Genomic DNA, 21,344 nt, shown 5'->3' on the forward strand with positions numbered 1-21,344 from the left:
ACAGGCAGAGTGCGCGGGTATCACCTCACCAGCTCGGTAATCTGCTCCGGGAGCACCGGCGGCCACAGGCCTCCCTGCATGGCGCTAAAGGCAAACGGCATCACCTTCTTCAGCGTCTGCTCGCTATCTATCCCCGCAATCATGACTGAACGGCAGTAGGGTTCAACCTGGGTGATAATAGCCTGCATAAAAGGCTGAAACGATGGCGATTTGAGGCGCTGGGAAACAAAATGTTTATCCAGCCTAACGCGAGCAAAAAGACCATCAAATACGGCTCGGGTAGAGGCCGCTCCTGCGCCGAAATTCGCCAGCACAAGCGGATATCTACTGCTTAATTGGGACAGCGAACTATTCTCACTTTCATTATTTAAGTTAAGATAATTCTCATTAACCATAAGCTCAATAAACGGATACCGATTAACAGATGCTGCTAAATCATCATCTCTTAACAATCTTTCTACAACTGCTGGTGTAATATTAATCCATGCGGCAATCTGATGCTGAATAAAGAAATGCTGACATACGCTTAACAAGTGAAGTTGTTCAATAAATAGCATTTCGGACTGCTGTGGTGTTAAGTGAGGCAAAATCAGCTCTGCGGACGCCTGAGCCTCACGGTTGACGCCTACAAAGTTAACGACGATCTCCAGTCCCTGCAATTCGCCCTCGGCATTACGTGCCGGATTGAAAAGCAGCTCTGAGCGCCAGGTTTTATCGAGTGATATAATCATTATCCGTATACCTAATCCAGAAATGAATAAGACTATCCTTAGCCAGCATTCAAGATTATCCTGGGAAGGCAATAAGCGCCACCAGATAAAACTGGATTAATACAATAGTTGATAACTATTAGTGGGCTCATTAATTAGTATTATTTAATAAAAAACGGAGCCTGATAGCTCCGTTTTTTATTAGCCCAACACAGATTATTGCCGGTTAAATTCGGCGCGCCTGCCAGAACTTTTTACGCCAGTAGACGTTATCAAGCGAGGAACGCATCACCCCACGACTGGTAGAGGCATGAATAAACTGGTTATCGGTATCGTAGATCCCCACGTGCAGGCCGCTCTCCCCTGACCCAGTTTTAAAGAACACCAGGTCCCCCGGCAAGAGGTCATCTTTGTCTATCTCGGTGCCGATCCTGGCCTGCTGGCGCGTCTCCCGGGGCAGGCGCAGATCAAACCGATCCCGGAAGGTCATCAGTACAAAGCCAGAACAATCAATGCCACCCCGGCTCATACCACCGTATCGGTACGGTGTGCCTCGCCAGTGGCTAAGCTGATCGTTAAGATTGGCGATAACGGTGATCGAGTCTGCCAGCCGTGGATTCGGCGGTGGGGCCCGGTGGTGGCTACATCCTGCTAAAAAAAGCACGGCGGCGAAAAGAAACCATAGGCGCATGCGGGGCGGATCCTCTGCTTTATTATTTTTCCAGTAATGTAGCGTGGCGGGAAAGCGCCGCGCAATATGCTCTGTGTTTACAGCGTAGAAATAAGTACGCTATGCCCCTCAACGTCAAGTCGGCGAAAAGGCATACCGTAAGCCTGAGCCAGCCTGGGCGGCGTTAGCACGCTATCGCGCGGGCCGCTGGCAATCAGCTTACCGTTGCGCAGCAGCCAGGCCTGGTGAGCATGGCGCAGGGTATGATTCAGATCGTGGCTGCTCATCACCACGGTAATTCCCGCCTGGTAGAGCGCATTTAACAGGCGGTCGAGCCCCGCCTGCTGGGCCACGTCCAGACTGTTCATCGGCTCATCCAACAGCAGCAATTGCCCCTCGGGATTACCCGCCGGATGGATCTGCAAAATTACTGCGGCCAGACGCACCCGCTGCCACTCGCCTCCCGACAGCTGGTTTGCCTTGCGCCCGAGCTTATCATCGAGCCCCAGCGCACCGGCGACGTCATGCAGTAGCGCAGTGTGGCCGCGATCGGGCTGGTGCAGGGTCAGATAGTGCCACACCGGCATGGCAAAGGGCGGCGTTTGCTGCTGAGCAAGGTAGGCGCGACGCCGGGCCAGCGCGGTAGCGTGCCAGCCATCGAGCGGCGTGCCGTTAAGCGTGATGCTGCCCGGCCCGCTCGCCAGGCCCGCCATCCGTGCCAGCAGGGTACTTTTTCCGGCTCCGTTTGGCCCCACCAGATGCAGGATTTCTCCGGCATTGACCGTGGCCGTAACGGGCCCCAGCCTGCCGGATTCCGCTACATCCTGTAGCGTCATTAATGCTTTCACTATTTTGCTAATGCCAGCTTGATGGCTTCCATCACGATAGGATCTTCCGGCGTCATATCCGGCGCAAAGCGCTGGACAACCTGCCCATCACGGCCAATCAGGAATTTTTCAAAGTTCCACAGGATATCGTCGGGATAGAGCGGCGCACGCCCTTTGCTGGCGAGACGCTCGTAAAATCCGCTGCTCTCCGGCGCAACGGCAGTGGGCGCAGCGGCGATCAGCTTCTGATAGAGCGGATGACGATCCTCACCGTTAACGTCAATTTTGCTGAACATCGGGAAGGTAACGCCATAGGTGGTGCTGCAGAAAGTTTTGATCTCCTCTTCGCTGCCCGGCTCCTGGCCTAAAAACTGGTTGCACGGGAAGCCGAGCACCACAAAACCGTCTTTCGCCCAGGCCTTTTGAATGTTCTCCAGCTGCTCATACTGTGCCGTCAGGCCGCATTTAGACGCCACGTTGACCACCAGCAGCACCTTGCCCTGATAATCTGCAAGCGTGGTCTTCTCGCCATCAATCGTCGTCACATCAGTGTTCAGAATATCGTGTTGCATAGCATCCCCTTAGTTATCAAACGCGCCAGCGGTTCAGTCGCTGGCCTTTAATAATAGACAATATGACGACGTCTACTCATGCGCAATTTTATCGTAAAAGTTTCTTCGCGATAGGGAGTTAAGTGCGGTGCGGTGGAGATATTACCGCGCCGCCTTCAGCAGCAGCCAGATAAACACCGGTGCGCCTAGCGTGGCGGTGACCACCCCAATAGGCAGTTCTGCCGCATTAAGCGCCTGGCGGGCGACGATATCCGCAAACAGCAGCGCGCTTGCCCCTGCCAGCGCGCAGCCGGGCAGCAGCACGCGATGGTCGGTCAGGCCGCAGAGACGCAGGATATGGGGGATCACCAGGCCGATAAAACCGATCGCTCCCGCCAGCGCTACGCTGACCCCGACCATCCAACCGGTGGCGACCACCAGCACGTTGCGCCAGAACCACAGCGGCAGGCCGAGCTGGCGAGCAGAGGTTTCCCCCAGCGCCAGCATATTCAGCGGCTGCGACTGCAGGCAAACCCAGGCCATGACTGGCAGCAGCGCCAGCATCAGCCACCCCTGCTGCCAGTCTACGCCGCCAAATCCGCCCATCATCCAGTACATCAGCTGGCGTAGATCGAACGAGGTCGAGAAGTAGATGGCCCACGTCATTAGCGCACTGCAGATGATGCCCAATGCAACGCCCGCCAGCAGCAGGCGGCTAATGGAGAGGTGACGGCGGGCAAAGTGCAGCAGGATCAGCGTAATGATTAGCGCTCCGGCAATAGCGCACAGGCCGAGCGCCCAGGTAGGTAACGCCCCCTGCCCCAGCATCACGGCGGCAATCAGGCCCACGCCCGCGCCGTTGGAGACGCCGAGCAGCCCCGGCTCCGCCAGCGGATTTTCAAACAGCGCCTGCATCAGCGTGCCGCACAGCGCCAGCGCCGCACCGACCAGCACCACCGCAAGGGTTCTGGGTAGACGGATCTGCCAGACAAAAAGTTGCCCGCGTGGGCTGAGCCAGTCGCCAGGCGCAATCCATTGATCGCCTGCGCAGAGGCTTACCACGATAGCAAGCAGCAGAAGGAGTATAAGTCCGCCAAGCCAGCGGGCGTGGCGTTGGGTCTGTTGGTGGGCAAGTGCGAGCATAGGATCCATCCTGCTTAACGTCGTGGACGTGATTTTAAGATGCAGCGCGGCCAGAGAAAAGAAAAAAGGCCGCACGGGCGGCCTTTTTGGTTAGTTCAGATTACTCTGCTTTGGGCGAAGCGTTTTCGACACGGCTTTTCAATTTCTGTCCGGGTCTGAAGGTCACCACGCGCCGGGCTGTAATGGGAATATCCTCGCCCGTTTTCGGGTTACGTCCCGGGCGTTGGTTCTTATCACGCAGATCAAAGTTACCAAAACCGGAGAGTTTTACCTGCTCACCATTTTCCAGAGCGCGACGGATCTCTTCGAAAAATAGCTCTACCAGCTCTTTGGCATCCCGTTTGCTAAGCCCAAGCTTATCAAACAGATATTCTGACATTTCAGCTTTTGTAAGCGCCATAGGTTCAATCCCTCAATGATGCCTGGAATCGCTCTTTCAATGCCTCTACACATCTGGCAACGGTAGCGGCAATCTCCTCTTCTTCGAGTGTACGGCCGGTATCCTGAAGGATCAGGGTGATAGCGAGGCTCTTATAGCCCTCCGCTACGCCCTTGCCGCGGTACACATCAAACAAGTTTACGCCAACTACCTGATTTACGCCAACTTTCTTACACTCAGCCAAAACATCTGCTGCGGGGACGTTTTCTGTGACCACAACCGCAATATCGCGACGGTTTGCCGGGAAGCGTGAAACCTCCCGCGCCTGCGATATAACGCGGTCTGCAATGGCGTTCCACTCGATCTCAAACACCAGCGTCCGACCGTTCAGATCCAGTTTACGTTCCAGCTCAGGATGCACAACCCCAATAAAACCAATACGTTCGCCTTTCAGATAAATCGCGGCGGACTGGCCCGGATGGAGAGCCGGATTGGCTTCCGCTTTAAACTGAATGTCGGCCAGCTTGCCGGTGAGATCGAGAACGGATTCCAGATCGCCTTTTAAATCATAGAAATCGACGCTCTCTTTTGCCAGGTTCCAATGCTCTTCGTAGCGGCTACCGGTGATAACACCGGCCAGCATCACATCCTGACGGATCCCCAGGTTGGCCTGAGTATCGGGCACAAAGCGCAGACCGGTCTCAAAGATACGTACGCGGCTCTGCTGACGGTTCTGGTTATAGACCACCGTCCCCAGCAGGCCGGTCCACAGCGACAGGCGCATGGCCGACATTTCGCTGGAGATAGGGCTTGGCAGGATCAGCGCCTCTTCGCCTGGATGGATCAGCTGCTGCAGTTTCGGATCCACGAAGCTGTAGGTGATCACCTCCTGGTAGCCTTTGTCGATCAGCATGGTTTTCACCCGCTTCATCGACAGGTCCGCTTCGCGGTGGCTGCCCATAATCAGACCTGCCTGCACCGGTGAATCAGGAATGTTGTTGTAGCCGTAGATGCGGGCCACCTCTTCCACCAGGTCCTCTTCGATCTCCATATCGAAACGCCAGCTTGGGGCCACGGCCTGCCACTCATCCTGACCTTCAGTCACTTCACAGCCCAGGCGGCGGAGAATGTCGCCTACCTGCTCGTCAGCAATGTGGTGGCCAATCAGGCGATCCAGCTTGCTGCGGCGCAGAGTGATGGTGGCACGCTTCGGCAGCGCGGCCTCGTTGGTCACATCGATAACCGGACCGGCTTGACCGCCGCAGATATCCAGCAGCAGGCGCGTCGCACGCTCCATCGCTTTGTACTGCAGCGCCGGGTCAACGCCACGCTCATAGCGGTGGGAGGCATCGGTATGCAGACCGTGACGACGGGCGCGACCGGTAATAGAGAGCGGGCTGAAGAATGCGCACTCCAGCAGTACGTCCTGCGTTTCGCCATTCACGCCAGAGTGCTCGCCACCAAAGATACCGCCCATGGCCAGGGCTTTGTTGTGGTCAGCAATGACCAGCGTATCGGACTGCAACTTGGCTTCGCTACCGTCGAGCAGTACCAGCGTCTCGTTCTCTTGCGCCATACGAACAACGATCCCACCCTCAATGCGGCCCAGATCGAAGGCGTGCATCGGCTGACCCAGCTCCAGCAGGACGAAGTTAGTGACGTCGACCACCGCGTCGATAGAGCGGATGCCGCAGCGACGCAGCTTCTCACGCATCCACAGCGGGGTTGGCGCGGTGACGTCGATACCTTTCACCACGCGGCCCAGGTAACGCGGGCAGGCGTCGGCGGCATCAACGCGGATAGGCAGCGTATCGTTAATCGTTGCGGCCACCGGAGCAATCTCAGGCTCGGTCAGCGGCAGCGCGTTCAGCACGGCCACGTCGCGCGCTACGCCGATAATCCCTAAGCAGTCGGCACGGTTCGGGGTTACGCTGATCTCAATGGTATTATCATCAAGCTTCAGGTAGTCGCGAATATCGGTGCCGATCGGTGCATCCGCTGGCAGCTCGATGATCCCGCTGTGATCGTCGGAAATACCCAGCTCGGAGAAGGAGCAGAGCATCCCTTCAGACGGCTCGCCGCGCAGCTTGGCGGCTTTGATTTTGAAATCACCCGGCAGCACCGCGCCGATGGTCGCTACTGCAACCTTCAGCCCCTGACGGCAGTTTGGCGCGCCACAGACGATATCGAGCAGGCGCTCGCCGCCAACGTTAACCTTAGTCACGCGCAGTTTGTCGGCGTTCGGGTGCTGACCGCACTCGACCACTTCGCCCACCACAACGCCGTTAAAGCTGCCGGCCACGGCGTCAACGCCGTCAACTTCCAGGCCTGCCATCGTAATTTGATCGGAGAGCGCTTCGCTATCGACCGCCGGGTTAACCCATTCGCGTAACCACAGTTCACTGAATTTCATTATTTTTTCCTGCCTTTATTTAAACTGTTTAAGGAAACGCAAATCGTTTTCGAAGAACGCGCGTAAGTCGGTAACGCCATAGCGCAGCATGGTCAGACGCTCCATGCCCATGCCAAACGCGAAGCCAGAGTACACTTCTGGATCGATGCCCACGTTGCGCAGCACGTTCGGGTGCACCATGCCGCAGCCCAGCACCTCTAGCCATTTGCCATTTTTACCCATTACGTCCACCTCAGCGGAAGGCTCGGTAAACGGGAAGTAGGACGGACGGAAACGGACCTGCAGATCTTCCTCAAAGAAGTTGTTCAGGAAGTCGTGCAGGGTGCCCTTTAGATTGGTAAAGCTAATGTTTTTATCAACGATCAGCCCTTCCATCTGGTGGAACATCGGGGTGTGGGTCTGATCGTAGTCGTTACGATAGACACGGCCCGGAGCGATAATACGGATGGGCGGCTGCTGGTTTTCCATGGTACGGATCTGCACGCCAGAGGTCTGGGTGCGCAGCAGACGGGTAGCATCAAACCAGAAGGTGTCATGGTCAGCGCGCGCCGGGTGATGTCCCGGAATGTTCAGGGCGTCAAAGTTGTGGTAGTCGTCCTCGATTTCCGGACCGGTTGCCACGGTAAAGCCCAGCTCACCAAAGAAGTTCTCAATACGGTCAATGGTGCGGGTAACCGGATGCAGACCACCGTTCTCGATGCGGCGGCCCGGCAGAGAGATGTCAATCGTCTCTGCTGCCAGACGTGCGTTCAGCGCGGCGCTCTCAAGGGACTCTTTGCGGGCGTTGAGCGCCTGCTGTACCTGCTCTTTCGCTTCGTTAATCACCGCACCGGCGGCTGGACGCTCTTCAGGCGGCAGCTCACGCAGGGTTGTCATCTGAAGGGTCAGCTGCCCTTTTTTGCCCAGATATTCAACGCGCACATTATCTAATGCGGCAATATCTGAAGCCTCGTTAATGGCTGCCGTGGCGTTGGCAACCAGCTCTGCGAGATGTGACATGGTTTTCCTCATTATGTCGGTGCAGACACCGTTATGGTGATCTCATATTTTTTACATACAGGCATAAAAAAAGCCTCCCTGGGGAGGCTTTCTGGCGCTGTTTTTCGTTTCTTCTTTCACGCGCAAGCCCCCTGGGATCAGGTGCTAAAGTAAAAAAAGAAGCGGAAAATAGCAGCATTCATGCTTGCGTTACCTTGTGTGGAAAGGAATAAAAAGAGGGAGCCAGGCTCCCTCTCTCTAACTGGCTTAAGCCAGAGCTACTTTCGCTTTTTCGACCAGGGCAGCGAATGCCACTTTGTCGAATACAGCGATGTCAGCCAGGATCTTACGGTCGATTTCAACAGAGGCTTTTTTCAGGCCGTTGATGAATTTGCTGTAAGAAATACCGTTCTGACGTGCTGCTGCGTTGATACGCGCAATCCACAGTTGACGGAACTGACGCTTTTTCTGACGACGGTCACGATAAGCGTACTGACCAGCTTTGATAACAGCCTGGAAGGCAACGCGGTATACGCGTGAACGCGCACCGTAGTAGCCTTTAGCTTGTTTCAAAATTTTCTTGTGACGTGCACGTGCAATTACACCACGTTTTACGCGAGCCATTGTGCTCTCCTGTATCTATTCTGTTATGCCCTTCATCTTTCACATTCTCGCGGTGTTGGCTGCCTTCATTCATCCCAGTCACTTACTTCAGTAAGCTCAGGGATTCATTCAGTTGCCGCCTGGCGACAATGCGAAATCTATTGGGCGTTAAAAAGGTTAAAAGGTAAACGACTTATGCGTACGGCAGGCACGCGATGACCAGGCCCAGATCGCCTTTAGAAACCATGGCTTTCGGACGCAGGTGACGTTTACGCTTGGTAGCTTTTTTGGTCAGAATATGACGCAGGTTAGCGTGCTTGTGCTTAAAACCACCTTTACCGGTTTTTTTAAAGCGCTTAGCAGCACCGCGTACGGTCTTAATCTTTGGCATTTTAATAATTTCCACTTCGCATTGTTAATAAACGAAACAAAGGCGAACCAGACCCGTGAGCTTGTGGCCCACAGGTATGATTACTTGATGGCCTTACTGTTTCTTCTTCGGAGCAAGCACCATGATCATCTGGCGGCCTTCGATCTTCGTAGGGAAGGATTCGACCACTGCCAGTTCAACCAGATCTTCTTTCACGCGGTTAAGCACTTCCATACCGATCTGTTGGTGGGCCATCTCACGACCGCGGAAACGCAGTGTGATCTTGGCCTTGTCGCCCTCTTCGAGAAAGCGAATCAGGCTGCGGAGTTTTACCTGATAGTCGCCTTCATCTGTACCAGGTCGGAACTTGATTTCCTTAACCTGGATAACTTTTTGCTTCTTCTTCTGTTCCTTAGAAGATTTGCTCTTTTCATAGAGGAACTTGCCGTAATCCATTATACGGCAAACGGGCGGCTCGGCGTTAGGGCTAATTTCAACTAAATCTGCCCCGGCTTCTTCAGCTTTTTCCAGAGCTTCTCTTAGACTCACAATGCCAAGCGGCTCGCCTTCCAGATCTGTTAAGCGAACTTCTGTGGCGCGAATCTCGCCATTGATACGATTCGGACGCGCCGTTTGAACTCGTTTTCCGCCTTTAATACCTTATTCCTCCAGTTGTTGAAGACTGCGGCTGCGAATCTCTTGTTGCAGCTTCTCGATAACATCATTTACGTCCAGGCTACCCAGGTCTTTACCACGACGGGTACGCACGGCTACTTTGCCGGCCTCAACCTCTTTGTCACCACAAACCAGCATATAAGGGACACGACGTAAAGTGTGCTCGCGGATTTTAAAGCCTATCTTCTCGTTTCTCAAGTCCGCTTTTACACGAATGCCCGCATTTTGTAGTTTCTGCGTCAATTCGTTAACGTAATCGGCCTGAGAATCGGTAATGTTCATCACAACTACCTGCACCGGCGCAAGCCAGGTGGGGAAGAAGCCCGCAAACTCTTCGGTCAGGATGCCGATAAAGCGCTCCAGAGACCCAAGAATGGCGCGGTGAATCATCACTGGCACCTGACGCTCGTTGTTTTCGCCCACATAGGAGGCGCTCAAACGAGACGGCAGAGAGAAGTCCAGCTGTACCGTTCCGCACTGCCATGCACGATCGAGGCAGTCATACAGCGTAAATTCAATTTTCGGACCGTAGAACGCGCCTTCACCCACCTGATACTCAAACGGGATGTTGTTCTCTTCCAGCGCGACTGCTAAATCCGCCTCAGCACGATCCCACATCTCGTCGCTGCCGATACGCTTTTCCGGACGAGTGGAGAGTTTGACGACGATCTTCTCGAAGCCAAAGGTGCTGTACATATCGTAGACCATACGAATACAGGCGTTCACTTCATCACGCACCTGCTCTTCTGTACAGAAGATGTGGGCGTCATCCTGAGTGAAGCCGCGTACACGCATCAGGCCATGCAACGCGCCCGATGGCTCGTTACGGTGGCAGCTACCAAACTCTGCCATACGTAATGGCAGGTCGCGGTACGATTTTAGACCCTGATTAAAAATTTGCACGTGGCCAGGGCAGTTCATGGGTTTGATGCAGTACTCACGATTCTCAGACGAGGTGGTGAACATCGCATCTTTGTAGTTGTCCCAGTGGCCGGTTTTTTCCCACAGCACACGGTCCATCATGAACGGGCCTTTTACTTCCTGATACTGGTACGCTTTCAGCTTGGAGCGAACAAACGTTTCCAGCTCACGGAAGATAGTCCAGCCATCATTATGCCAGAAAACCATGCCCGGTGCCTCTTCCTGCATGTGATACAGGTCGAGCTGCTTACCAATTTTACGGTGATCGCGTTTCGCGGCCTCTTCCAGACGCTGCAGATAGGCATTAAGCGCTTTTTTATCTGCCCACGCCGTGCCGTAGATACGCTGCAGCATCTTGTTGTTGCTGTCGCCGCGCCAGTAGGCCCCTGCAATTTTCATCAGTTTGAAGTGATGGCAGAAGCGCATGTTCGGCACGTGCGGACCGCGGCACATGTCGATGTACTCTTCATGATGATACAGGCCGGGCTTGTCATCATGGGCAATATTTTCATCAAGAATGGTAACTTTATAGCTTTCGCCACGCGCAACGAAGGTTTCACGTGCTTCGTGCCAGCTTACTTTTTTCTTGATGACGTCGTAGTTCGTCTCGGCGAGCGCGTGCATACGTTTTTCGAGCGCGTCGATATCTTCCTGGGTCAGCGTATGGTCAAGATCGATATCGTAGTAGAAGCCGTTATCAACAACCGGACCGATGGCCATTTTAGCATGGGGCCACAGCTGTTTGATGGCATGACCTAACAGGTGCGCGCAGGAGTGGCGGATAATTTCCAGCCCATCCTCATCTTTGGCGGTAATGATCGCCAGCTGCGCATCGTTTTCGATAAGATCGCTGGCATCCACCAGCTCGCCGTTAACGCGACCGGCGATGCAGGCTTTCGCCAGGCCAGGGCCGATATCAAGGGCAACATCCATAGGACTAACGGGGCGATCAAACTGGCGTTGGCTGCCGTCAGGAAGGGTAATTACAGGCATGTAGGATCCTTAATTTGCAGTGGTGACCCACACGAAAGGTCACATACAAAACTATTTTCAAATTATTATCAACGACTTAAAGCAGGTTTCGTCTTCACTCTGACAAACTTGTACAGAAAACAGGCTGCACCCTGCTCGGCTGTTGATAAGCTCACCCCTGATACTACACGTCTAATCAGTGAGTTAAAAGGCTCGCGTTGCATTCTATTAGCCGAACCGGCCCGATAAGCCTAATTCAGCAGGGGCAGCCCGGCGGTTTGTCATAATTGTGTAAAATTAAACAGTGAAAAGCCTTAGCAATAAAATTAATAAAGGCAGCTAAAGGCATTAAAACTGGCTTATTAGGAAATGGTGACAAAAAAAGCGTTGTTAATGTGACGATATATCCCTGGTACGCAAATAGACGTGCTAGGGTAGCATTTCCACTCAACGGACCGGAGGGGTTATTCCAAACCTCAAATTTCAGTGTCCCGTCTGCAATGGTTTTAGGTTTCGGTTTTCTATGCACAACGCTGAAAAAAAGCTTCCACACGGTGCAATATGTGCAACCTGTGGGGAACGACTTACCGCATCGATGTGCATTCCCGCGACCAGACAAATGAATAAAGTGACAGATTAAATAAAGGCTTCGCAAGAGGCCTTTTCGCTGTTCAGGCTTTACTCTCAGGAACAAGCGCATTAATGACCGTCTCCATTGCCTGCCGGGTCAGCTCGCTACGTTTAACCCGCTGGTTAGCAAGGGCCGTACGCAGCACGCCGGCAATAACAATATGCTTTGGCTCCTGGCCTAAATCGCGCATCTCCAGCACAACTTTACCCACCACGCGGCACATCTCATCATACAGCTCGCTCTCTTTTGCCTGGTTACCCATGGTGCCCTCTCTCCGTTTGTTGCTGAATTTAAAGGCATAGCACATAGAAAAACCCTGCAAACGTCAAGCGATCCGGCGCACTATCCCGATATTTAGGCGGCGGCATGCCCGGTGCTACCGTTTTTCGTTGGCCGTATTGGTGTAAAGTTAAGCCAAATTTTGCCGATGATATAGCCTACATTGGGCAAACAGCATCGCGACACAACACATGCAATCGATAAATCATAACGTTATTGCAGGCCTCAATCTGAAAGCCCGGCCGGGAACCTCTTCGATCCTTCAGCAATCGATCGAACGGCTCGCGTCCGGACTGCGGATTAATGGTGCCAAGGATGATGCCGCAGGTCTTGCTATTGCCAACCGGATGGGCGCAAACATAAACGCTGATACCGTGGTTTCCCGCGGGCTTGATGACGCCATCAGCCTCGCGCAAACCGCAGAGAGCAGCCTCGGTTCGATCAGCTCCATGCTGATCCGAGCCAAGGGTCTGGCTATTCAGTCGGTCAACGACTCGCTCTCAGAGAGCGATCGCGCCAGTATTCAAAACGAATTCGCCAGCATTCTCGCCGGGATCGACAGTATCTCTGAAGGTACCGAGATCTTTGGCCTTTATCCGCTGGCTACCGAAAATCCTGAGCTGCCGCCAGCGCTGCTAGGCAACGTTGCGCCGGTAAATACCAAGTTCCCCATAGCAAACAAAGATTACTCCTTCACCTCGGGCGTCATTCCGCTGGCTTATATTCCGGCCGGTTCGACCAATATCGCCATTACCATTAACTCCCTCGGCGCGGATGATGATATTCAGCTCTTTACCCGCGACGGTAAACATCTGGCAGGCACGCCAATTAACGGCAGCGATCCGGATTATACCTGGGTGAGCAACAGCATTACCGATTCCGCCAGCGCAAATACGCGCCTGCTCTCGCAGGCCAATGGCTTCCAGAGCGGTGCCACCTATGATGACTCTCAGCTGATTGAGGGCGGCGCGGCATGGGATATTAACGGCGGTGCCTCCCTCAGCTATAACGGTATGAATATCACCTATAGCGGCGATGGCGATCGCTATGAGGACAGCACTACCGGCGGCTTTAACGACGGCAACAACGGTGCAAATCTGCTGGAACGGGTCACTATCGACAATGTGAATGAAGACTTGATCGTCGTTGTAGTCGGCAATGGCTCCTTCACCAGCAAGCTGACCTGGGGAAACCTGGAGGCGCCGACCGCCCAGCCTGCCACACCGCCGAAAAAGAGTATCCCTTATCAGGTGGTTACCAGCGCCAACTTTGGCGATGAAATTCGCTCAACGACCCTGGAGCCCACCCCTGCGGATACCAAAACGCTCGGTATTAATGACGCCCGTCTGGATACTGTCCAGTCGGCTCGCTCGGCGATGGGTAAGCTCGACACTGCACTGGCTAAAGTAGATGGTTACCGCTCGCAGTATGGCGCGGCAATCAACCGCTTCGAATCCAGCAAGTCGGTGCTGGCGCAGCAGAAGGTTGCGACGCAATCCGCCCAGAGCCGTATCCAGGATGCTGATTATGCACTGGAAACCAGCAAAATGCTCAAAGCGCAAATTTTGCAGGAGAGCCAAAATGCGGTGCTGAAAATAGCGAACCAGGCACCTGAAAATCTACTTTCTTTATTACGCGGATAAATACGAAAATTAGAAAAGTTTACACAGAATGACAGATATAAAAAAACCGGGACAGCATGCTCCGGTTTTTTGCTTAATCAGGCAGATGCCTGAAGGTAAAATAGCACGGCAGATTAAACGCTAAGAACATTAATACCATTCGCCAGCAACAAGGGTCTTGGCATTGAAAGCATCATCCGTAGAACGTCCCGTATTTTGAGAACCAGGCTGAATATTCGAGCCGGCTTCAGTATCCGTAACGCTGAACGTGGCGCTTGGGTAGGTGGTTTGACTGGCAGTGTTATAGCTTGGCTGAGCCGCGAATGCGCCAAAAGAGAGTGCGGAAAGCACCGTGGCGGCGGCGAGTGTTTTGATTGTTTTCATGATGTTTCTTCTCTATTTGAATTAATACATGACTGCAAAGGCTTGTTTTTGCCTATGCGTAAAGTGTAGATCTAGATCACACTTTTGCCTAGTCAGTTTATTTATCAAAAAGTGTCAAATAAATTGAAGGTGTTGCGGCAGATGAAATTAAGGAGAGAAAAAGGAGAAACGCTTTTCTCGGGGAAATAAAACGTTGTTACGGAGTTTAATAGCACGAAATGTGAATGCTGAAGCGGGCCGGAATAACCGGCCCAAAATCAATTACATTTTATAGCCCAGCGAAACGACGGTGCGGCGATCGGTGTGCTCTGGCGCGGACGCCGGTGGCTCAGAGTTCCACGTCACGTTGTAGGCTACCTTCAGCCCAAAGTGCTCGTTGATCGCCACGTTGAGCGCGGTCTCGGAGTTTAACGTGGTATCGTCTGCGCCGAATACCGATACGCCCTGGGTAAATTTGGCGTTATCGGTGAATTGCCAGGTATAGGCGCCGGAAGCATAACCCAGCGGCTGGGTTTCGCTATCGCCGTCGGTATACTCGTCATAGCGCACACCCGGACCGAATTCAAAACGCAGGCTGTGCACCGGGCCATTCAGGAACTGGCGACCGTAACCGGCGGTCAAAATATCGCGCTGGCGATAGCCATTGTAGCGGTCGGTAAGCCAGCTCGCCTGGCCAAAAATATAGTCAGCGTCGGTCACGTTATAACGCGCACGACCACCCACTGCATACTTTTCTGAAGAGCGCTCATCGTTAGAGGAGGTATTGCTGGCGTTTCCCCAGAGTGACCATGCGGTGGTGTTGCCGTACCAGGTCAGCGTTGAGTCAGCGGTCAGGGAGGAACTTTTCGTATTACCTGATTGGTTCAGGTAGCCTGCATTCACATTACCTTCGAAGGGTTTCTGTGCTGAGGAGGGATCGTCCATGACAGTAAAAACGGTATCATCTGCGGCAGCATTGATTGACGCAAGCACGCCTCCCGCCAGGATAACAACAGCGGGTACTGTCTTCAAAAGCTTCATTTATAAAGAGTCCGTACAGCAAAAAAAAGAGGACCTACGGTCCTGGAAACTTCCTTCAGGATCAATGTTTAGCAATCTGAAGAAAGGTAACAAATTATAAAAAGGCTCAAATAACATAGCAATGTATTCTTCTTTCGTTTTTTGAATAAGAGCGCTCTCAAACCCCCGATAAACGTATAATGCCTTTCTTTGACTTTGATGCGTATTTATTCGGAAAATCATGCTGTTATTTACTTTCCCTTCCCGCGATTCAGTGCCAGGCTTAGGGCAACCACGCGAAAGGAGATGAAAATGACAGCAGTCTATACTCTGACCCTTGCCCCGTCGCTGGACAGCGCGACGCTGACGCCCCAGATCTATCCCGAAGGCAAGCTACGCTGCACCGCGCCGGTTTTTGAACCCGGCGGCGGCGGCATTAACGTGGCGCGCGCTATCGTGCATCTCGGCGGACGCGCCACGGCCATCTTCCCCGCAGGCGGCGCGACGGGAGAACACCTCGCCGCCCTGCTGGCCGATGAAAAAGTCACCACACGCCAGGTGGCGACCCATGACTGGACGCGACAAAACCTGCACGTGCACGTTGAGTCCAGCGGCGAGCAGTATCGCTTTGTGATGCCCGGCGCTGCGCTAAGCGACGATGAGTTCCGCCAGCTTGAAGAGCAGGTGCTGACGATAGAGAAGGGATCGCTGCTAGTGATCAGCGGCAGCCTGCCGCCAGGCGTCCCGGTAGAAAAGATGAGCCAGCTTATTAAGGCAGCGCAGAACAATGGCATTCGCTGCATTATTGACAGCTCCGGCGACGCCTTAGCTGCTGCGCTGGAGATTGGCGGTATCGAGCTGGTGAAGCCTAACCAGAAAGAGCTGGCCGCGCTGGTCAACCGGGATCTCACTCAGCCTGATGACGTCCGCAAGGCCGCCGAGGAGCTGGTCAACAGCGGCAAGGCAAAGCGTGTCGTGGTCTCCCTCGGTCCACAGGGGGCGCTGGGCGTAGATGAGCAGCAGTGCGTGCAGGTGGTTCCTCCCCCGGTTAAAAGCCAAAGTACGGTGGGCGCAGGTGACAGTATGGTCGGGGCGATGACGCTGAAGCTGGCGGAGAATGCCTCGCTGGAGGATATGGTGCGCTATGGCGTGGCCGCCGGCAGCGCCGCGACGATCAACCACGGTACGCGCCTTTGTGCGCAAGAAGACACACAAAAAATATATGATTATCTTTGCCAAAAATGATAATCGTCTAAGCTGAAAAAAGTGCGATAACAATGAGGTGAGCTATGGCCAGTGGGGATATCACTCGCTACGTAATAACGGTAAAATTTCACGAGCATAGTTTGACTGAAATCAACGAGCTTAATAACACCTTCACGCTTGCCGGGTATCTCCTAACCCTGAGCGATGACGATGGCAAGGTTCATGAACTGGGAACCAATACGTTCGGCCTGGTCAGTCCGCTGAATGAAGATGATATTAAGGAGCAGGCGTTAGCGCTGGCGGAAAGCGCCATCGATCAACGGCCTGAGATTGAGGTTATGACCTGGGAGAACTGGCTGAAGACGCAGCAGCAATAAATGCGATCGCGCTCGCCTGGCTTGCAGGCTGTGCGCAGAATCGTATTTTATGCTGCGTTAGCGCGCTAACCTTTAATCTGGCAGATTGCAGGGGAGAGAGAGCATGTGGCAAGCGGTGAGTCGTCTATTAAACGAGCAGCTTGGTGAAGGCGAAATTGAGCTGCGCAATGAACTGCCGGGCGGAGAGATCCATGCCGCATGGCACATCCGCTTCGGTGGTCGCGATCTGTTCGTGAAGTGCGATGAACGCGAGATGCTGCCTATCTTCACCGCCGAAGCGGATCAGCTTGAGCTTCTGGCACGCAGCCATACGGTTAGCGTCCCGGAGGTGGCGGCGGTAGGCAGCGATCGCGATTACAGTTTTCTGGTCATGGCCTACCTCCCTGCCCGCCCGCTGGATGCGCATAACGCCTTTCTGCTCGGCCAGCAGCTGGCCCGGCTGCACCAGTGGAGCGAGCAGCCGCAGTTCGGCCTCGACTTCGACAACGATCTCTCAACCACGCCGCAGCCGAACGCCTGGCAGCGCCGCTGGTCGACCTTTTTCGCGGAGCAGCGTATCGGCTGGCAGCTTGAGCTGGCGGCAGAGAAGGGTCTCGCCTTTGGCAATATCGATGCCATCGTCGAACATGTTCAGCAGCGCCTCGCCTCCCATCAGCCGCAGCCCTCTCTGCTGCATGGCGACCTCTGGTCAAATAACTGTGCGCTGGGCCCGAACGGTCCCTACATTTTTGATCCAGCCTGCTACTGGGGAGACAGAGAGTGCGACTTGGCGATGCTGCCGCTGCATCCGGAGCAGCCGCCGCAGATCTATGACGGCTATCAGTCGGTGCTGCCTCTGCCGAACGACTTCCTGGAGCGTCAGCCGATCTACCAGCTCTATACGCTGTTTAATCGGGCGATCCTCTTTGGCGGGCAGCATCTGGTGACGGCCCAGCAGGCGCTGGACAGAATACTGGCCGCGTAATCGGCGCAGCCAGTATTAGCGTCCTGGCTACATAAATCCGAGCAGGGTAAAGAAGAAGTAGCCAGCAATAATGACAATCACCGGCAGCACGTAGAGCGGGAAGATTTGCAGGAAGATGGTATGGCGCGGTACGACAATACGCGATTCGATCTGCTCGCGGGTTAACCCGTCCGCCCCCTTCGCCTTCTCAAGGATGAGCTGATCTTCAACGCCCTCACGCAGGAAGCGGGTCTGGCGGCTCATGCGCGCCCCAGAGGCCTGGAGCGCCAGGCCGACAAAAATCAGGGCGTAAATAACCCAGAAGCCGATATTCAGCTTGTGGTGAAAATCTGGCGTCGGCGAGTTGTACCAGAAAACATTGAGAAACGGCGTATTGAAACGCATCATCTCAATCATAACATGGGCGAAATCCAGCATCACGGCGTTGATCCCCGGCTGCTTCTCGCTGTGGTCGTACATAAATTTAAATACGGAAATCAGGGTGGAAACCACCGCCGGGATAAAAATCACCCATCCCAAAACGCGCTTGAGCACGGCAATGCGTCCAGCTTGTTGATACGTCATGAATTCCCCTTGTTTAAGACGTTCCATTTGCTGGTTAAGTCTACCTTCTGAACGGGATTTTCGCCCGCCTTTAAAAGCGTTATCCTCGTACAACAGCCATAATGAACGTTCATCTGTCTATTTATTCCACTCACAAGGAGAGGTTGTTATGTCAACCCCGCGTCAGATCCTCGCCGCTATTTTTGATATGGATGGCTTACTTATCGACTCCGAGCCGCTTTGGGACCGGGCCGAACTGGAGGTGATATCCAGCCTTGGCGTCGATGTTACCCGTCGCCATGAGATGCCCGATACCCTAGGCCTGCGTATCGATATGGTGGTCGATCTGTGGTACGCCATGCAGCCCTGGAGCGGGCCGGGGAAACAGGAGGTGACAGACAGGATCATCCAGCGCGCTATCTCCCTGGTCGATGAGCAACGTCCGCTGCTGCCCGGCGTGCGTGAGGCGCTGGCGCTCTGTAAAGCTAAAGGATTAAAAGTTGGCCTGGCGTCGGCCTCGCCGCTCTATATGCTGGAGAAAGTGCTGTCCCTTTTCGAGCTGAGCGACGCCTTTGATGCCCTCGCTTCGGCGCAGACGCTTCCCTACAGCAAACCCCATCCGCAGGTCTACCTTGACTGCGCGGCAAAGCTTGGGGTCGATCCCCTCTCCTGCGTAGCGCTGGAGGACTCGGTGAACGGGATGATTGCGGCAAAAGCGGCCCGGATGCGCGCCATCGTCGTGCCTGCGGAGGAGAATCGTCACGATCCGCGTTATGCGCTGGCTAACGTCAAGCTGACGTCGCTCGCCCAGCTCACCGAGCAAGATTTGCGCGGATAACGCGCATTTTGCCTGCCTGAGAAAAAAAATGTAAAACGGTGACAAAGTGTTACACCGTCACCTCTTCCGCCTACTGTACAAAAACCCTATACTGTATACTTCGACAGTTGAGTGAGTATGATCATGACGGCGGAAGGACACCTCCTTTTTTCCATTGCCTGCGCGGTGTTTGCCAAAAACGCCGAGCTTACCCCTGTGCTTGCACAAGGGGACTGGTGGCATATCATTCCCTCAGCTATTGTCACCTGCCTGCTGCCGGATATCGATCATCCGAAATCGTTTCTCGGTCAGCGCCTGAAGTGGATCTCGAAACCGATCGCCCGGGCCTTTGGCCACCGTGGCTTTACCCATAGCCTGCTGGCGGTATTTATCGCCGTGACGCTTTTCTATCTTAAGGTGCCTGATAGCTGGTTTATCCCTGCCGATGTGTTGCAGGGCATGGTGCTGGGCTACCTGAGCCATATCCTGGCCGATATGCTGACCCCTGCCGGCGTCCCACTGCTCTGGCCCTGCCGCTGGCGTTTCCGCCTGCCTATTCTCAGGCCGCAGCGCGGTAACCAGCTTGAGCGCGTGCTCTGCATGGTGCTCTTTACCTATGCCGTCTGGATGCCACAGAGCGTACCCGATAACAGCGCCGTGCGCTGGTCATCGCAGGTTATCAATACCGTGCAAGGTGAGTTCACTCGCTTTATAAATCAGCAATCCGGTCATTAACCAGACGAATTCAACCATTTCCTTATAACCCATTCCATTTGGATATAAGACCTAAATCACACTTCTGCTAACCTTGGCGGCAACAGGGCGGCATGCACGCGCCGCCTGATAAAAAACCGTTCAGGAGATCTGAAATGAATTTCCCTTTAATTGCGAACATCGTGGTGTTCGTAGCATTGCTATTTCTGCTGGCGCAGACGCGCCACAAGCAGTGGAGTCTGGCAAAGAAAGTGCTGGTCGGTCTGGCGATCGGCGTGGTATTTGGTCTGGTGCTGCAAGCCATCTATGGTGCGGACAGCCAGGTACTGAAAGATTCCATCCAGTGGTTTAACGTGGTCGGTAACGGCTATGTGCAACTGCTGCAGATGATCGTCATGCCGCTGGTATTCGCCTCTATTCTTAGCGCGGTGGCCCGTCTGCATAACGCCTCCCAGCTGGGTAAAATCAGCGTATTAACCATCGGTACGCTGCTGTTTACCACGCTGATCGCAGCGCTGGTCGGGGTGCTGGTGACGAACCTGTTTGGCCTCACCGCCGAAGGGCTGGTACAGGGTACGGCAGAAACCGCGCGCCTGAACGCCATTCAAAGCAACTACGCGGGCAAGGTCGCCGATCTGAGCGTGCCGCAGCTGCTGCTCTCCTTCGTCCCGAAAAACCCGTTTGCCGATCTGACCGGGGCTAACCCGACCTCCATCATCAGCGTGGTGATTTTTGCCGCCTTCCTCGGCGTGGCTGCACTGAAGCTGCTGAAGGACGATGCGCCGAAAGGCCAGCGCGTGCTGACCGCCATCGATACCCTGCAGAGCTGGGTGATGAAGCTGGTGCGCCTGGTGATGCAGCTGACGCCGTACGGCGTGCTGGCGCTGATGACCAAAGTCGTGGCAGGCTCCAACCTGCAAGACATTATCAAGCTCGGCAGCTTTGTGGTCGCCTCCTACCTGGGCCTGGGGATCATGTTTGTGGTGCACGCGATCCTGCTGGCAGTCAACGGCGTGAGTCCACTGAAATACTTCCGTAAAGTCTGGCCGGTGCTGACCTTTGCCTTCACCAGCCGCTCCAGCGCCGCCTCTATTCCGCTGAACGTGGAAGCGCAGACCCGCCGTCTGGGCGTGCCGGAGTCTATCGCTAGCTTCTCAGCCTCCTTCGGTGCCACTATCGGCCAGAACGGCTGTGCCGGTCTCTACCCGGCCATGCTGGCGGTGATGGTTGCCCCAACCGTGGGTATTAACCCGCTGGATCCGCTGTGGATCGCGACGCTGGTAGGCATGGTTACCATTAGCTCGGCTGGCGTAGCAGGTGTGGGCGGCGGTGCTACCTTCGCCGCGCTGATCGTCCTGCCAGCGATGGGCCTGCCGGTCACCCTGGTGGCGCTGCTGATCTCCGTGGAGCCGCTGATCGATATGGGTCGTACCGCACTGAACGTTAGCGGGTCAATGACCGCCGGGACGCTCACCAGCCAGTGGCTGAAGCAGACCGATAAAGAGGTGTTGAATAGCGAAGAGAGTGCCGAACTGGCGCATCGCTAAAACTCCTGCGCCCGGCGGCCTTCGCTGCCGGGCATTTTTCTCTTGAGGC

25 protein-coding genes and 1 other annotated feature are annotated in these 21,344 nt (G+C 54.5%); of the genes, 8 read left to right on the forward strand and 17 right to left on the reverse strand.

Going from position 1 to position 21,344, the window contains the following annotated elements; genetic code table 11:
* Positions 1-20: 20 nt before the first annotated feature.
* The 13 genes from EV102420_RS18170 to thrS form a co-directional block, all read right to left on the reverse strand.
* The gene (locus EV102420_RS18170) at positions 21-731 is read right to left on the reverse strand and encodes an EAL domain-containing protein (RefSeq protein ID WP_042394800.1); all 711 of its coding nucleotides are present in this window, start codon (positions 729-731) and stop codon (positions 21-23) included.
* Positions 732-936: 205 nt separating this feature from the next.
* Positions 937-1,401 (reverse strand): C40 family peptidase, encoded by a 465-nt coding sequence (locus tag EV102420_RS18175; protein ID WP_042394802.1) that lies wholly within the window; start codon positions 1,399-1,401, stop codon positions 937-939.
* Between the two features lie 77 nt (positions 1,402-1,478).
* Positions 1,479-2,216 (reverse strand): vitamin B12 ABC transporter ATP-binding protein BtuD, encoded by a 738-nt coding sequence (gene btuD, locus EV102420_RS18180; protein ID WP_042394805.1) that lies wholly within the window; start codon positions 2,214-2,216, stop codon positions 1,479-1,481.
* Positions 2,217-2,227: 11 nt separating this feature from the next.
* Positions 2,228-2,779: a glutathione peroxidase gene (locus EV102420_RS18185; protein ID WP_042394808.1), complete on the reverse strand. Its 552-nt coding sequence runs from the start codon at positions 2,777-2,779 to the stop codon at positions 2,228-2,230.
* Between the two features lie 141 nt (positions 2,780-2,920).
* The gene (gene btuC, locus EV102420_RS18190; RefSeq protein WP_042394811.1) at positions 2,921-3,901 is read right to left on the reverse strand and encodes a vitamin B12 ABC transporter permease BtuC; all 981 of its coding nucleotides are present in this window, start codon (positions 3,899-3,901) and stop codon (positions 2,921-2,923) included.
* Positions 3,902-4,001: 100 nt separating this feature from the next.
* Positions 4,002-4,301 (reverse strand): integration host factor subunit alpha, encoded by a 300-nt coding sequence (ihfA, locus tag EV102420_RS18195; protein WP_006820203.1) that lies wholly within the window; start codon positions 4,299-4,301, stop codon positions 4,002-4,004.
* 4 nt (positions 4,302-4,305) lie between these two features.
* Positions 4,306-6,693 (reverse strand): phenylalanine--tRNA ligase subunit beta, encoded by a 2,388-nt coding sequence (pheT, locus tag EV102420_RS18200; RefSeq protein ID WP_042394815.1) that lies wholly within the window; start codon positions 6,691-6,693, stop codon positions 4,306-4,308.
* A 15-nt stretch (positions 6,694-6,708) separates the two neighbouring features.
* Positions 6,709-7,692 (reverse strand): phenylalanine--tRNA ligase subunit alpha, encoded by a 984-nt coding sequence (gene pheS, locus EV102420_RS18205; protein ID WP_042394818.1) that lies wholly within the window; start codon positions 7,690-7,692, stop codon positions 6,709-6,711.
* Between the two features lie 63 nt (positions 7,693-7,755).
* Positions 7,756-7,879, reverse strand: a sequence feature (Phe leader region).
* A complete protein-coding gene (pheM, locus tag EV102420_RS22565) occupies positions 7,830-7,874 on the reverse strand; it encodes a pheST operon leader peptide PheM (RefSeq protein ID WP_001386830.1) in 45 nt (14 codons plus the stop codon). Its footprint overlaps the feature before it by 45 nt.
* A 59-nt stretch (positions 7,880-7,938) precedes the next feature.
* Complete coding sequence (gene rplT, locus EV102420_RS18210; RefSeq protein ID WP_042394821.1) at positions 7,939-8,295, reverse strand: 50S ribosomal protein L20; 357 nt, start codon at positions 8,293-8,295, stop codon at positions 7,939-7,941.
* Positions 8,296-8,467: 172 nt separating this feature from the next.
* Positions 8,468-8,665 (reverse strand): 50S ribosomal protein L35, encoded by a 198-nt coding sequence (gene rpmI, locus EV102420_RS18215; RefSeq protein WP_001124225.1) that lies wholly within the window; start codon positions 8,663-8,665, stop codon positions 8,468-8,470.
* Positions 8,666-8,758: 93 nt separating this feature from the next.
* A complete protein-coding gene (gene infC / locus EV102420_RS18220; RefSeq protein WP_072015308.1) occupies positions 8,759-9,301 on the reverse strand; it encodes a translation initiation factor IF-3 in 543 nt (180 codons plus the stop codon).
* 3 nt (positions 9,302-9,304) lie between these two features.
* Positions 9,305-11,233 (reverse strand): threonine--tRNA ligase, encoded by a 1,929-nt coding sequence (gene thrS, locus EV102420_RS18225; RefSeq protein ID WP_042394824.1) that lies wholly within the window; start codon positions 11,231-11,233, stop codon positions 9,305-9,307.
* A 445-nt stretch (positions 11,234-11,678) separates the two neighbouring features.
* Here thrS and ymcF point away from each other — a divergent pair, with 445 nt between their 5' ends.
* Complete coding sequence (gene ymcF, locus EV102420_RS23025) at positions 11,679-11,852, forward strand: cold shock small protein YmcF (RefSeq protein ID WP_502685196.1); 174 nt, start codon at positions 11,679-11,681, stop codon at positions 11,850-11,852.
* 31 nt (positions 11,853-11,883) lie between these two features.
* On the opposite strand, the gene fumD is transcribed toward ymcF, so the two are convergent.
* Positions 11,884-12,105, reverse strand: coding sequence for a fumarate hydratase FumD (fumD, locus tag EV102420_RS18230; protein WP_042394872.1), 222 nt, complete (start codon positions 12,103-12,105; stop codon positions 11,884-11,886).
* A 208-nt stretch (positions 12,106-12,313) separates the two neighbouring features.
* Between fumD and EV102420_RS18235 the strand changes: the two genes are divergently transcribed.
* Positions 12,314-13,765: a flagellin N-terminal helical domain-containing protein gene (locus EV102420_RS18235; RefSeq protein ID WP_042394826.1), complete on the forward strand. Its 1,452-nt coding sequence runs from the start codon at positions 12,314-12,316 to the stop codon at positions 13,763-13,765.
* A gap of 129 nt (positions 13,766-13,894) precedes the next feature.
* Here the strand turns inward: EV102420_RS18235 and EV102420_RS18240 are convergent, their stop codons facing one another.
* Positions 13,895-14,128 carry a YdgH/BhsA/McbA family protein gene (locus EV102420_RS18240; RefSeq protein WP_042394828.1) on the reverse strand — a complete coding sequence of 78 codons (234 nt, stop codon included), beginning with the start codon at positions 14,126-14,128 and terminating at the stop codon, positions 13,895-13,897.
* A gap of 261 nt (positions 14,129-14,389) precedes the next feature.
* Positions 14,390-15,148 (reverse strand): DUF481 domain-containing protein, encoded by a 759-nt coding sequence (locus tag EV102420_RS18245; protein WP_042394830.1) that lies wholly within the window; start codon positions 15,146-15,148, stop codon positions 14,390-14,392.
* 291 nt (positions 15,149-15,439) lie between these two features.
* Between EV102420_RS18245 and pfkB the strand changes: the two genes are divergently transcribed.
* The 3 genes from pfkB to EV102420_RS18260 all read left to right on the forward strand — a co-directional run bounded on the left by pfkB (position 15,440) and on the right by EV102420_RS18260 (position 17,674).
* The gene (pfkB, locus tag EV102420_RS18250) at positions 15,440-16,372 is read left to right on the forward strand and encodes a 6-phosphofructokinase II (RefSeq protein ID WP_042394832.1); all 933 of its coding nucleotides are present in this window, start codon (positions 15,440-15,442) and stop codon (positions 16,370-16,372) included.
* A gap of 44 nt (positions 16,373-16,416) precedes the next feature.
* The gene (ghoS, locus tag EV102420_RS18255) at positions 16,417-16,710 is read left to right on the forward strand and encodes a type V toxin-antitoxin system endoribonuclease antitoxin GhoS (protein ID WP_042394834.1); all 294 of its coding nucleotides are present in this window, start codon (positions 16,417-16,419) and stop codon (positions 16,708-16,710) included.
* Positions 16,711-16,813: 103 nt separating this feature from the next.
* Entirely contained in the window at positions 16,814-17,674 is an 861-nt protein-coding gene (locus EV102420_RS18260) for a fructosamine kinase family protein (protein WP_042394837.1), read from the forward strand.
* A 27-nt stretch (positions 17,675-17,701) separates the two neighbouring features.
* Here the strand turns inward: EV102420_RS18260 and EV102420_RS18265 are convergent, their stop codons facing one another.
* Positions 17,702-18,238 (reverse strand): YniB family protein, encoded by a 537-nt coding sequence (locus tag EV102420_RS18265; protein ID WP_042394840.1) that lies wholly within the window; start codon positions 18,236-18,238, stop codon positions 17,702-17,704.
* Between the two features lie 148 nt (positions 18,239-18,386).
* Between EV102420_RS18265 and hxpB the strand changes: the two genes are divergently transcribed.
* The 3 genes from hxpB (at position 18,387) to EV102420_RS18280 (ending at position 21,295) form a co-directional block, all read left to right on the forward strand.
* The gene (gene hxpB, locus EV102420_RS18270) at positions 18,387-19,055 is read left to right on the forward strand and encodes a hexitol phosphatase HxpB (protein ID WP_042394842.1); all 669 of its coding nucleotides are present in this window, start codon (positions 18,387-18,389) and stop codon (positions 19,053-19,055) included.
* Positions 19,056-19,178: 123 nt separating this feature from the next.
* Complete coding sequence (locus tag EV102420_RS18275) at positions 19,179-19,769, forward strand: metal-dependent hydrolase (protein WP_042394875.1); 591 nt, start codon at positions 19,179-19,181, stop codon at positions 19,767-19,769.
* A gap of 134 nt (positions 19,770-19,903) precedes the next feature.
* Positions 19,904-21,295, forward strand: coding sequence for an L-cystine transporter (locus tag EV102420_RS18280; RefSeq protein ID WP_042394845.1), 1,392 nt, complete (start codon positions 19,904-19,906; stop codon positions 21,293-21,295).
* Positions 21,296-21,344: the final 49 nt, after the last annotated feature.

It is taken from the genome of Pseudescherichia vulneris NBRC 102420, from assembly GCF_000759795.1.
GTDB lineage: Bacteria > Pseudomonadota > Gammaproteobacteria > Enterobacterales > Enterobacteriaceae > Pseudescherichia > Pseudescherichia vulneris.